Genomic DNA, 12,999 nt, shown 5'->3' with positions numbered 1-12,999 from the left:
GAGCTGTGAACTCTGAGGTTGCTTTTTGTTTGGCGGCTTGCAGTTTTGAATAATATTTTAAAGTAAAGTATATGAAAACAGATTTAAGTAAAGTTTTCTCTATCAGCGGAGAGCAGGGACTGTTCACCTACGTTGCAAAAGCAACTCGCGGTGTTATCCTGGAGTCTATGATTACAAAGAAACGTATGTGCGCCGGCCCGGATGCCAAAATGAGCGCATTATCAGATATTTCCATCTTTACAAAGGATGATGAAGTTAAGCTTCAGGCAGTTTTTGAGAAGATGAAGAAGGAGCTTGCGGATAAAGAGGCTCCTGCAGGAAAGTCTGATCCTAAGGTGCTTAAGGCATTTTTTGACAAAGCGTTTCCTGAGTATGATGCAGACCGCTTCTATGTTTCTCACATGAAGAAGGTTGTTGAGTGGTACAATGCGCTAAAGAAATTTGCTTCATTGGATTTTGAGGCTGCGGAGAAGGAAGAGGCTGAGAGCAAGGCTGCTAAGGCTGGTGCCGGCGAGTCCAAGAAGTCTTCTGCAAAGAGCGCTGAGGCAAAGCAGGGCAAGGGCGCCAAGGGTGCTTCCAAGGCTGCTGCTCCTGCAAAGAGCAATGTTCCTCGAAAGGTTATTGCCTAGTTGTGGTGCGCAGGATTCAGCTGATTAGTTTGGGCTGTTCAAAGAACCGCGTGTATTCTGAGAAGCTGCTGTACAATTTGAGCAACGGCGGGGTGGAGATTGTGCCGGAGGAGACGGAATATGCTGTGTCTAAGCCAGATGCGATTATTATTAATACCTGCGGTTTTATTGAGAGTGCAAAGCAAGAGTCTATTAATGAGATTCTTAAGGCCGTTGAGGCTAAGAAGCGCGGTCACGCAAAGAAGGTGATTGTCTGCGGCTGTCTCTCTGAGCGTTATCGTAAAGAGCTGACGGACAGCATTCCTGAGGCTGATGCATTTTTCGGCACCAATGAGTGGGAGGCAATTTTGAAGTATCTTAATGTACTCCCGACAGATACCGGCCGATTCCTTACAACCCCGCAACACTACGCATATCTCCAGATATCAGAGGGTTGCAACAGGCATTGCTCTTATTGCGCAATACCGCTAATCAAAGGGAAGCACAAATCTGTCGCGATGCCAAAACTGGTTGAGGAGGCTAAAAGGCTTGCTGCACAGGGAGTTAAGGAGCTGATTCTGATTGCGCAGGACACTACCTATTATGGAATGGACCTGTACAAAAAGCGCAAGCTTGGGGAGCTGATTGAAAGGCTGAGCAAGATTAAGGGGATTGAGTGGATAAGGATTCACTACTCATACCCGTCGGGATTTCCGGAGGATGTGCTGCGTATAATGAACAGCAATCCAAAGGTTTGCAAATATCTGGATATTCCGCTGCAGCACAGTTCTACCAAAGTTTTGAAGATGATGCGCAGGGGAATTGACGCCGCGAGGGACTCAGAAAATCATTGATAAAATCAGGGAAAAAGTTCCGGGAGTTGCGCTGCGCACCACTCTGATTGTTGGACATCCCGGTGAGGGAGAGGCTGAGTTTAAGGAACTTATGGCTTTCATCAAGCGCAACAGATTTGAGATGATGGGGGCGTTCACTTACTCTTGCGAGGAGAATACTTATGATGCTTTGCATTATAAAGACTCTATTCCTCAGAGAGTTAAGGACGCACGTTATAAAAAGCTGATGGAGCTGCAGAGCAAAATTTCAAAAGAAAATAATCAGAAGAGAGTGGGTGGCGTTGAGAAAGTGCTGATTGACAGTTATAAAGACGGTTTCTTTTTGGCGCGCAGCCAAAGGGAGAGCCCGGAGGTTGACGGGGAGATTATTATAAAAGCTGATGCAACACAAATGCCCACAACTCTTGCCGGCAAAAAGAGTTCAGGGCATGCTTCAGCGCCAAATGGAACATTGCAAAACGTAACAAGTTTTGAACCGCAGCAATTTATTGGTAAATTTGCGGATGTGAAAATCACGGCGGCAGGTGAATACGATTTGACCGCGGAGTTTGTTTAAGTTCATAATCTGTCGGGATAAAAGAATTTTATAAATTATTAAATATCATGAAATTACTTGAAGGAAAAGTAGCTCTCATTACGGGCGCTGCAAGAGGCATTGGAAAAGCTGTTGCTATGAGATTTGCATCAGAAGGTGCCAATATTGCTTTTACTGATTTAGTTATTGACCAGATAGGTGAGGAGACTAAGAAAGAGATTGAAGCTCTTGGTGTTAAGGCTTTGGCCATTCCATCCAACGCTGCTGATTTCCAGCAGGCTCACGCGGCCGTTGACCAGGTTGTAAAAGAGTTTGGAAAGATTGATATTTTAGTTAACAACGCAGGCATTACTAAGGATGGTCTGATGGTTAGAATGTCTGAGGCTCAGTGGGATGCAGTCCTTACTGTTAACCTTAAATCTGCGTACAATTTTATACACGCGTGCACTCCGGTTATGATGAAACAGCGCAGCGGCTCAATTATTAACATGAGCTCTGTTGTTGGCGTTCACGGAAATGCAGGGCAGTGCAACTACTCAGCTTCAAAGGCGGGCTTGATAGGTCTTGCAAAGTCAATTGCGCAAGAGCTTGGCAGCAGGGGAGTTAGAGCCAATGCAGTAGCGCCCGGATTCATCATCACAGATATGACGGCAAAACTTCCGGACGAGGTAAAGCAAGAGTGGTGCAAGAAAATTCCTTTGCGCCGTGGCGGTACTCCGGAGGATATTGCAAATGTTTGCCTGTTCCTTGCAAGTGACTTATCCTCATATGTTTCCGGACAAGTCATCTCTGTTTGCGGCGGCATGCAGATGTAATTTTTTTTTTAGTTCCCGACAGTTTTTTTAACAATATAAATTTACCAACCGATTGCCTCTGGCAGCCGGGTGGTTTCTTGACGCAAAAAATTAACAAGTAATAATATGATAGACAGTGTAATGTATGAATACCTGCTGCGACTTTTGGTAGCGGGTTTGCTTGGCGCGGCGGTTGGTCTTGAGAGAGAATACCGCGCAAAAGAGGCGGGTTACCGCACGCACTTCCTTGTATGCCTTGGCAGTGCATTAATGATGATTGTTTCCAAATACGGCTTTGATGACCATCTGGTAGAAGGCACCATCAGACTGGACCCCAGCCGAATTGCCGCCCAAGTAGTCACCGGCATCGGTTTCATTGGTGCAGGTACAATTATCTTCCAAAAACAAATAGTCCGCGGACTCACAACAGCAGCCGGAATCTGGGCAACCGCCGGCATAGGCCTTGCCGTAGGAGCCGGAATGTACTTCATGAGCATCACCTGCACAATCTTAGTACTCATTGGACTAGAAGTATTTAGAAGAGTCTTCAAAGGCATCGGCGTCCGCAGCGTCCTAATAGAATTCACCGTAGGCGACAAGGCCACCCTGGACAAACTAGCAGACTACTTCTCCACAGACAACTACCGCGTAACCTCCTACGAAATGTCAGAAACATCCAAAGGCTACACCGTCACAGAAGTCATCAAACTAAAAAAAGACATCGATGAAGGCGAACTCTTCAAACAGCTACAGGACTTCAAAGACGTCACCGTCCACAGACTTGAATAATTTTGCACGCCGTAATATTGGATATGACGACGTAATATTGGTTATTACGTCGTACTTTTGGGTAATACGCCGTGATACCGGTTATCACGGCGTCATTTTTTTTGTACCTTTGAAATAACTTAAAGTTAATTTATCATGAAAAAGTATTTATCAGAAGCTATCGGTACAATGGTACTTGTATTGATGGGTTGCGGCTGTGCCGTGTTTAACGGCGGTTGCGGAACTACTGCACAGGTTTTGACAGTTGCGTTTGCATTTGGACTTTCTGTTGTCGCAATGGTTTATGCCATTGGACCGGTTTCCGGATGTCATATCAATCCTGCTATTACTCTGGGAGTTATGTTGAGCGGCAGAATGAAAGCGGGCGAGGGTTTGCTTTACATGTTGTCTCAGGTTATAGGTGCGATAGTTGGTTCTGCTATCTTATATGCTATGGTTCAGGGCTTTAGCGCGGAGCCTGAAACAATGGCCACCACAACTGGCGCAAATGCATACAAATGTATGACGTCAACTGCGTTCATTGCAGAGACTGTCGCGACATTTATTTTTGTTCTTGTTGTGCTTGCTGTCACCGACAGCAAAAAGGGTAATCCTTCTCTTGCTGGACTTGCAATTGGCTTAACACTAGTGCTTTGCCACGTTGTCCTAATTCCAATCACCGGCACATCAGTCAACCCTGCAAGAAGTATCGGACCCGCAATTTTCCAAGGCGGCCAGGCCCTTCAGCAACTTTGGTTGTTCATCGTAGCTCCTTTTGCCGGCGCATGTTTATCCGCTGCCGTTTGGGCAATAATCGGAAAAGAAGACACCAAGTAATTTGTAATAAATTGCTCGCCGTAATATCGGTTAACACGTCGTCATATCCAATATGACGGCGTGTTATTGGTTATGACAACGTTATATTGGATATGACGGCGTCATTTTTTTATCTCAAAAAATTCATTATCTTTATATTATTATTAATGTAAAATCAAGATTATCATATGAGTAATAAGGTTACTGCACTTAATCAGTTTATTATTGAGCAACAGCGTGAGGTGGCTGGGGCTACGGGCAATTTCTCAAGGTTGCTTCATCACGTTGGTATTGCGGCCAAGAAGGTTAACCGTGAGGTTAACAAGGCGGGCCTGGTAGATATCCTTGGAAAGGCTGGTTCTGAGAATGTTCAGGGCGAGCAGCAGCAGAAGCTGGACATCTACGCTAATGAAACTTTTCTGGATGAATTGCAGGCCAGCGGCGAATGCTGCGGCGTGGTCACGGAGGAGAATCAGGACTTAATCACATTTGACAAGGGCCTCAGCAAGGATGGCAAGTACGTCTTCTGCATGGACCCTCTGGACGGGTCGTCAAACATAGACGTAAACGTATCTGTCGGGACCATATTCTCTATTTACAAGAGAGTCAGCAAGGCCGGCACAAAAGCCACTCCTGAAGATTTTCTGCAGCCGGGCAAAAACATGGTAGCTGCGGGCTATATCATTTACGGCTCCTCAACCATGATGGTCTACACGGCAGGCCGCGGCGTAAACGGCTTCACGCTAGACCCTTCCATCGGCGAATTCTGCCTGTCCAACCACGATATCAAAATTCCAAAGACAGGGAAGATTTACTCAATAAATGAGGGGAATTATATTAATTTCCCGACAGGTGTTAAGAAGTATATTAAGTATTGCCAGGAAGACGACAAGAAGAGCAACAGGCCGTACACATCAAGATACATCGGCTCCCTAGTAGCTGACTTCCACAGAAATATGCTAAAAGGCGGAATCTTCATCTACCCGGAAACCAGCGCCCATCCAACCGGCAAACTGCGCCTGCTGTACGAATGCAACCCGGTATCCTTCATCGCAGAACAATGCGGCGGAATGGCAATCTGCGGAGTCTCAGAAACCGGTGAACCACAGCGCGTACTAGACATCCAGCCAGAATCCATCCACCAGCGCGTCGCCCTATACACCGGCTCCCCGCTGATGGTCAAAAAGGTAATAGACTTCCTCAAGTTTTTCAAAACCGTTTAACGTTGAAACAACAACAAGGAAAAAATAAGGAAGTAAAAAATAGGAAAAAAATAACAGGCAAGAATTGCCTGTTATTTTTTTGTGGGGATATTACTTGTAGTGATATTGGAAAAAATAGGTTGTGGCACAACTTTGAAAAAACAATTGATTTTCAGATATTTACAGAAAGACGCTAGTCGGTAAATGGCTTAGCGCGCTTTTGCAATTAGCTTTAAATGTGCACGTTTTGCAAAGTTGTGCCACAACCGGTGTAACCATCAAAAGCGGAGCGGCCGCAGGCTTTGCACCACACCGCATCTCACACCCATTCCTGCCTGCGGCCGCGTAGCCTGGCGCGTAGCGCCAGTGCCTCCTCGCGGCGGTAGCCGCGTAATACACAAGGCATTACGCCGCTTTGTGGCGGAATGCTCTGCATGCGAGCAGAGCAAGCATGCAATCTTGCCTCCATTCCGTCAAATTGTTCCGGCACCCCAAACTTTTTACTCTTATGCAAAAAGATTTTACTATTTGGCATAGGATTGACGATTTGGTTACATATAATTGTTCGCTGAATCCAAATAGACATGATTGACTACTGTTACTTCAAAAATTATTATATTTGCGGTGAAAAACTATGTTTATGACAACAAAAATAAACTTAATAAGACAAGTATCTCCTAAAGGATCGATATTCCTATCAGCTTGGTTAGTTAGAAAAGGGATATCTACAAAGGAACAAACAGATTATGTTCGTTCTGGCTGGATAGAACGATTATCACATGGCATATATAAATTTGTTGGTGATACTCCTACCCTTTATTCCTCCCTTGCATCCTATTGTAATCAGTCAAATATTAAGTATCATGTTGGAGCATCGTCCGCCCTTGATATCATGGGATTTTCACATTATGTAGCTATGGGGAAACCGCAATGTTATATTTTTTCATCTCACAATCATAAATTGCCCAAATGGTTTTTTAACAATGAGTGGGATATGACAATGCACCATTTTACATCGGATATTTTTGGGGACATAGGTATTGTAAAAAGAAATATTGGAGATTTTTCCTTGCCAATTTCTTCTCCTGAAAGAGCTTTTATGGAATGTTTGCATTTAGCTCCGGAATATTTCTCACTAATGGATATCTATTACGTAATGGAAATGTTAAACACTTTGAGGCCTCACCTCGTTGATAAATTGTTGCACAATTGTACGTCTGTAAAAGTTAAACGTCTTTTTTTATATATGGCTGAAAAGGCTAATCATCAATGGTATAGTGATTTGCATTTAAACGGAGTAGACTTTGGAAGTGGTCCAAGGAGCTTTGCAAACGGAGGAGTCATGAATGCAAAATATAAGATTGTTATTCCAAAGGAGTTAGCGACGTATGAATAGTATATTCAAAGATAGACTAGAGTTGTTGTTGCGCATTTTACCTGTAATAGATAAAGAGCATTGTTTTGCCGTTCATGGAGGTACAGCGATTAATCTATTTGTGAATGACATGCCGCGCTATTCCGTAGATATTGATTTGACTTATATACCATTGGAAGGCAGAAATGAAAGTTTGGAAAATATTAAAGAAAGCCTCAAAAAAATATCTGAAGGAATAAAACGTTCTATCCCAAACGTTAATATTGTCGTGCATCTTGATGTTTGTAAGATTATTTGTTTTTATCACGATAGGTATGTTAAGATAGAAGTCAACAAAACAAAAAGAGGTATTGTAGGGGGAGATGTGAAGAGAATCCCGCTATGTCCTAAAGCTCAGAAAATCTTCGGCTTATATATGGAAACTAACATCGTTCCAATTACACAACTATATGGCGGAAAAATTGCTGCCGCTCTTTCCAGACAGCATCCTAGGGACTTGTTTGATATAAGTCGTATGTCCATCAGTTTGCAAGAGGCTAAATTAGGATTTATGTTTTGTCTTCTAGGAAGTGACAGACCTTTATATGAAACTTTTGCTCCAAAATTAATTGATCAGAAACAAGCAATGATTAATCAATTTGCCGGTATGACCGATGAACCATTCAAATACTCAGATTATGAACTGGCTAGAAAAGACTTAATAAAAGGGATTAATAATCTTATGAATGATGAAGACAAAAAATTCCTTATAAAATTTGAAAATGCCACTCCAGAATGGGACAAATCTCCATATAAAGACTTAATTCCTTACCCTTCCGTTCAGTGGAAATTACAAAATCTCAGGATATTGCAAAAAAACAATCCTGAGAAACTAGATGAAAATGTTGAAAAATTAATTAGAATTTTTTTCCCTGCTATTTATTCAAATACCCCTTAAAATCTACCGCCTCCTGGAACTTATACTTCCCCAGCGCAAAATCAATCCACTCGCGCGCCAGAGAACGCTCCTCCATCATCTCACACGCAACCGCTATGTTAAACGCTGCAAATGAAGCCTTTTGCGGATTTGTTTCCTCCGTAAGCGGCATCCATTTGGCAATAGCCTCGCTCCACTTAAATGAGCGTGCCAATAAGTACGCGGAGTTCCATGTAGAATTATCTGAGTAATTAATCAGCATCCACTCCTCCGTAGTCCACTTTGTAGAAAGCTCAGTACCAAGCCGTTCCCCAATCTTCTCCGCAATATCCGGCAGCTTGTCCGCCAGCGTCTCGGAAATGCTCCTGCCCTCCTCTGCGCCGTTCACCATGTATATGGCAACGGTGTCTTTTACCGCTTTGCGGAACAGTAATGAATCGGCCATTGCATCGTATGCGTTAAGCTCTACATAATAAGGCAATTCCACTGTCAGGCCTAAAGGAGATCCGTCGCCCAGTGCGGTAGGTCTCTCTGTATAGTTGAAAAATTTAAGATTGTCTACAAAAATTAGAATTGGGCTGGAGCTCTTAACCATTAGTTGTCCAATATAGTCTTTATCAGGTCCTTTCACTCCTTTGTTAAAATAACTTGGAAAACCGCGGAACTCGTTCTTTGGCACCGTGTACACCATAACGCTCGCACTATCCAGTCCCTGTCCGGTCTCATACTGAGCCGCCACACCCACGGCAACATTTGCTATCCCTGTGCTGTCCAGCTTGTTAACCATTTTGCTCCCTGCAACAGCATCCATATTCCCGGCACTCTTGTCATTGGACTGCACATCCACCAACGCCACCACTGATACCTTACGGTCCTGAGGATCAAGGTTATAAGAACTAGCATCCTTAACATCCACATTAAAAAACATCGCTTGCGGCGCACACCCAACCACCGTCAGTCCTGCAGCCATCACAGCAGAAACCAAAATGCATAACCTTCTCATAAGCAAAAAATTTATCACTCAAAGTTAACAATTTTTATGCCCGCAATACTACTTAGATTCATCACAGATTCATTACACAGAATGCTACTTGAGGATTTTTTTGTAATATGTTGATTATTAATGTTTTAATTTTTTTAATAATGTTGGCATTCAATACTAGTTGTTTTACAATTATTTGCAAATCATAAGATTATGAAAAAGTCCTCAAGTAACCCGGATTCATTACAAGCGGAGCGGCCGCAGGCCGCACTCCCCCCTTGCATCGCTCTTACCTTCCCGCCTGCGACCGCGGAGCCTGGCGCGAAGCGCCAGTGCCTCCTCGCGGCTCCTGCCGCGTAATACACAAGGCATTACGCCGCTTTGTGGCGGAATGCTCTGCATGTGAGCAGAGCTAACATGCAGCTTCTGGCGGAATGCTCTGCATGTAAAGAACAACTATGCCTGTAACTGTCTGATAATCAAACTTCCCCCAAAAATCTCAATCGTATGGAAGAGACTTTTAGGGGCGCATTGTAAATCAGCATGTTGCAGGGCTAGTTGCTGTCAAGCAGCAATCAACAGCAATCAACAGCAATCAACAGCAATCAGTGGCATTTAAGCAGCAATCAACAGCAATCAACAGCAATCAGTGGCATTCAAGTGGCATTCAAGCAGCAATCAACAGCAATCAGCAGCATTCAAGCAGCGGCTCAGCAACGGCAGCACCGGTTCATCAGCACGCGCAGTGGGCTGTGTCAGCGTAACATATCATAAAATAAAGAAAAATCTTTATATTTGCATATTATATGATATGTTAATGCTATGGCAAAAAACACAATTGGCACAAGATTGCCTCTAAAACTGGAGCGTAAAATGCAAATTGTAGGAGAGCAAATAAGATTGGCCCGCCTCCGCAGAAATTTAAGCATCGCGCAGGTGGCAGAACGTGCAACTTGCTCTGTCTTAACTGTTTCTAGAGTAGAGAGAGGACTCCCGACAGTTTCTATTGGTATTTATTTGAGGGTGCTGTTTGCATTGCAGTTGGATGATGACATTTTGTTGCTTGCAAAAGATGATGTGCTAGGCAAAGCGCTGCAGGACTTAAATATGAAGAGGCGTGAAAGAGCCTCAAAAAAGTAGCGCAACCAACAACGCAATCAACAACGCAATCAACAACGCAACAACAGCGCAACCAACAACGCAACCAACAACGCAACCAACAACGCAACCAACAAACCAACGCACAAATAACCAACGCAACTTATGAAAAAATTATATGTATACGCAGATTTTGACTGGCTCAAAGCAATTGAGCTCGTAGGTGAACTTAACTGTGAAACTGTCCGCGGTTCAAATAGTTACAGCTTTATTTTTAGTAAAGATTGGCTAAAAAAATATGCTAGTGTTTTTTTATCTGATGATTTAAATAATTATCCGGGACTTCAGTTCACTCAGCCCGGCAAAGATATTTTTGGATGCTTTTCAGATGCTTTGCCAGATAGGTGGGGCCGTACGTTGTTGGACCGCAGAGAGCAAATTGCTGCAGCAGATGAGAAGCGCCCTGTTCGCCAGCTCTCTTCTTTTGATTATTTGCTTGGCATAGATGATTTCTCAAGGATGGGAGGTTTCCGATTTAAAGAGAGTCCGGACGGGGAATTTATCAATTCAGACAATAAACTGACTGTTCCTCCATTATCTGATATTCAAGAGCTTATGATGGCATCAGAAGAAATTGAGAAAAGTGAGGAAGATAATAAATTGCCGGACAAGAAGTGGATTATTCAGCTTTGGCATCCTGGTTCATCATTGGGTGGCGCCCGGCCAAAAGCAAGCGTCACAGATCATAATCATAACTTATTCATCGCAAAATTCCCATCCCGTAAAGATAATTATGATGTTGCTTTGTGGGAGCATTTCTCTCATTTACTGGCCGTTAAAGCCGGAATCAATGCTGCTTCCACAAGGGTAATCTCTTCTACATCTGGCACATATCACACCATAGTATCCAGGCGCTTTGACAGGGCTAAAAACGGAAGGCGTATTCATTTTGCGTCTGCATTATCGCTCCTTGGGCTTAAAGATGGGGACAATGCTTCAAACGGACATGGTTACCTGGATATTGTGGGTTTTATTTTGCAAGGTTGTACAAATGTAAACTATAATCTAGAAGAACTTTACCGCCGTGTTGCGTTCAATATTTGTATTGGAAATAGTGATGACCATTTCAGAAATCATGGTTTTTTACTTACTCCAAAAGGGTGGACTCTTTCTCCGGCTTATGACTTAAACCCATCAATGTATGAATATCAGAGTCTTCTAATATCCAAAGATTCAAGCAAGTCTGATCTTAAAGTTTTATCTGACGCATGTGAAGATTATATGATTACCAGGGATGATGCCGCACGGATAATTTCAGAGGTTGTTGCTGCAGTTAAGACTTGGCGTGTGCTTGCATCCCGCCTTGGAATTCCTAAAAGGGATATAGATAGGTTTGCTTCCATATTTGACGGCAGATTGCCTAAGTAAAAATACCCATAGGAAAAACCAAATGCGGTTTATATGCTTTATTGTCAGTGCTAAGGAGTTGCACTCGGCAAATTGTTGGTAACTTTGGATGATTTATCTGCGGATTTTTTTAATCGTTTTTGTATATTTGTACGCTTGGCAAAGGGTTGTCTGTTGCTACTGTTTAAGGAGCGCAGGCAGTTCTGGTGATTATGGGGCTGTATCTGTTTTTTTCGCGACAGATTACGGCAGGCTTTTGATTTGCCCGGAGGGGAAGAGGGGAGAGAAAAGGTTTCTAGTTCTATGAAAAAAGTTCTGGTGCACAGAAGAAAATTTCTGGTCAGTTCAAGCATGAAGCAACTGCTTCTGAAAAAAATTGCAGAGCGTAAAATTGTAGCTGGCGTCGTAGGCCTCGGCTACGTTGGACTGCCGCTGGCCGTTGAGAAGGCTAAAGCGGGGTTCAAGACCATTGGCTTTGATATGCAGAAGTCCAAAGTTGACATGGTCAATGCAGGACATAACTACATTGGAGACGTGGTAAACGCTGACCTTAAGAAACTTGTGAAGGAAGGCCGTTTAAAAGCTACGGAAGATTTCTCTTTCATTAAAGATGTGGACTTTGTAGCTATCTGTGTTCCAACACCTTTGGATGACCACCAGCAGCCGGACATTAGTTATGTTAAGTCATCAACTGAGTCTATCGCCAAAGTACATTCATCCAAACATGATGGTTGTCTTGGAATCAACAACTTATCCCGGTACAACAGAGGAGTTGCTTAAGCCAATTTTGGAACAGAGCGGATTAAAGTGCGGAAAAGATTTTTACCTGGGATTCTCGCCGGAGCGTGTTGACCCGGGTAATTTAATTTATAAAACAAAGAATACTCCAAAGGTAGTAGGGGCAATCGGGCAAGATGCGCAGGAGGTGATAGCTGCTATGTATGAGGCAGTTCTGGAGGGGAAGGTTTATCGCGTCAGCAGTCCGGCTGTCGCTGAGATGGATAAGATTTTGGAGAATACTTACAGGAATATCAACATTGGTTTGATTAATGAGATGGCAATGCTTTGCCACAAGATGAATATTAATCTTTGGGAAGTTATTGAAGCGGCTAAGACTAAGCCATTTGGCTTTACGCCGTTTTATCCGGGCCCGGGTCTTGGCGGCCATTGCATTCCGCTGGACCCTTATTATCTGAGCTGGAAGGCGCGCGAGTATGGTTTCCATACCTCTATGATTGAGTCTTCTATGATGATAAATGACAGGATGCCAGAGTATTGCGTTGAACGTGCCGGTGCTATTCTTAACAGATTTAAGAAGGCGCTTAATGGTGCAAAGGTTCTTGTGCTGGGCGTTGCTTACAAACAGGACATAGATGACTATCGTGAGAGTCCCGCTATTAGAGTGATTGAGGAGTTTGAGAAGGTGGGTTCCAAGGTTGTGTATTATGATCCGTATGTTCCTGAGTATAAGCATAAAGGAAATGCCAAGAAAGGGGAGAAAGCTTTGACTGCGCAGCTGATTAAAGGGGCGGATTTGGTTGTTATCACGACAGCTCATACCAAGGTTGATTATGAGTTTGTGCAGAAAAATGCGAAGGTGATTTTTGATACTAAGAATGTGATGAAGGGGTTGAAGGCGAGAGG

General features: G+C 43.5%; 14 protein-coding genes. 13 read left to right on the top strand and 1 reads right to left on the bottom strand.

Annotation, left to right across the window (positions count from 1 at the left end):
* The first annotated feature begins 71 nt into the window (after nt 1–71).
* The 9 genes from LKM37_00070 to LKM37_00030 all read left to right on the top strand — a co-directional run bounded on the left by LKM37_00070 (nt 72) and on the right by LKM37_00030 (nt 7,889).
* Complete coding sequence (locus LKM37_00070) at nt 72–629, top strand: DUF5606 domain-containing protein (GenBank protein ID MCI1719423.1); 558 nt, start codon at nt 72–74, stop codon at nt 627–629.
* Between the two features lie 2 nt (nt 630–631).
* Nucleotides 632–1,462 (top strand): MiaB/RimO family radical SAM methylthiotransferase, encoded by an 831-nt coding sequence (locus tag LKM37_00065; GenBank protein ID MCI1719422.1) that lies wholly within the window; start codon nt 632–634, stop codon nt 1,460–1,462.
* Nucleotides 1,431–2,018 (top strand): hypothetical protein, encoded by a 588-nt coding sequence (locus tag LKM37_00060; protein MCI1719421.1) that lies wholly within the window; start codon nt 1,431–1,433, stop codon nt 2,016–2,018. Before LKM37_00065 ends, LKM37_00060 begins: the two co-directional genes overlap by 32 nt.
* A 47-nt stretch (nt 2,019–2,065) precedes the next feature.
* Nucleotides 2,066–2,812, top strand: coding sequence for a 3-oxoacyl-[acyl-carrier-protein] reductase (gene fabG, locus LKM37_00055; GenBank protein ID MCI1719420.1), 747 nt, complete (start codon nt 2,066–2,068; stop codon nt 2,810–2,812).
* A gap of 105 nt (nt 2,813–2,917) precedes the next feature.
* Nucleotides 2,918–3,580, top strand: coding sequence for an MgtC/SapB family protein (locus LKM37_00050; protein ID MCI1719419.1), 663 nt, complete (start codon nt 2,918–2,920; stop codon nt 3,578–3,580).
* Nucleotides 3,581–3,715: 135 nt separating this feature from the next.
* On the top strand, nt 3,716–4,396 hold the full coding sequence (locus LKM37_00045) for an MIP family channel protein (GenBank protein ID MCI1719418.1): 681 nt from the start codon (nt 3,716–3,718) through the stop codon (nt 4,394–4,396).
* Between the two features lie 167 nt (nt 4,397–4,563).
* Nucleotides 4,564–5,598: a class 1 fructose-bisphosphatase gene (gene fbp / locus LKM37_00040; GenBank protein MCI1719417.1), complete on the top strand. Its 1,035-nt coding sequence runs from the start codon at nt 4,564–4,566 to the stop codon at nt 5,596–5,598.
* 613 nt (nt 5,599–6,211) lie between these two features.
* Nucleotides 6,212–6,973, top strand: coding sequence for a type IV toxin-antitoxin system AbiEi family antitoxin (locus LKM37_00035; protein ID MCI1719416.1), 762 nt, complete (start codon nt 6,212–6,214; stop codon nt 6,971–6,973).
* The gene (locus tag LKM37_00030) at nt 6,966–7,889 is read left to right on the top strand and encodes a nucleotidyl transferase AbiEii/AbiGii toxin family protein (protein ID MCI1719415.1); all 924 of its coding nucleotides are present in this window, start codon (nt 6,966–6,968) and stop codon (nt 7,887–7,889) included. Before LKM37_00035 ends, LKM37_00030 begins: the two co-directional genes overlap by 8 nt.
* On the opposite strand, the gene LKM37_00025 is transcribed toward LKM37_00030, so the two are convergent.
* Entirely contained in the window at nt 7,867–8,871 is a 1,005-nt protein-coding gene (locus tag LKM37_00025; protein ID MCI1719414.1) for a DUF6340 family protein, read from the bottom strand. The genes LKM37_00030 and LKM37_00025 overlap by 23 nt on opposite strands.
* Nucleotides 8,872–9,672: 801 nt before the next feature.
* On the opposite strand from LKM37_00025, the gene LKM37_00020 reads away from it, so the two are divergent.
* From LKM37_00020 to LKM37_00005, 4 genes are all read left to right on the top strand, one after another.
* Complete coding sequence (locus LKM37_00020) at nt 9,673–9,990, top strand: helix-turn-helix domain-containing protein (protein ID MCI1719413.1); 318 nt, start codon at nt 9,673–9,675, stop codon at nt 9,988–9,990.
* A gap of 123 nt (nt 9,991–10,113) precedes the next feature.
* Nucleotides 10,114–11,376, top strand: a complete 1,263-nt coding sequence (locus LKM37_00015) for a type II toxin-antitoxin system HipA family toxin (protein ID MCI1719412.1) — start codon at nt 10,114–10,116, stop codon at nt 11,374–11,376.
* A 282-nt stretch (nt 11,377–11,658) separates the two neighbouring features.
* The gene (locus tag LKM37_00010; GenBank protein MCI1719411.1) at nt 11,659–12,135 is read left to right on the top strand and encodes an NAD(P)-binding domain-containing protein; all 477 of its coding nucleotides are present in this window, start codon (nt 11,659–11,661) and stop codon (nt 12,133–12,135) included.
* On the top strand, nt 12,080–12,999 hold a 920-nt coding region (locus tag LKM37_00005), incomplete at its 3' end, for a nucleotide sugar dehydrogenase (GenBank protein ID MCI1719410.1). The genes LKM37_00010 and LKM37_00005, both read left to right, overlap by 56 nt.

The organism is Bacteroidales bacterium (genome assembly GCA_022647615.1).
In the GTDB taxonomy this organism is placed as follows: Bacteria; Bacteroidota; Bacteroidia; order Bacteroidales; family UBA932; genus Egerieousia.
Note: the sequence above shows the minus strand (reverse complement) of the source record. Positions and strands in the feature narration are given on the sequence as shown.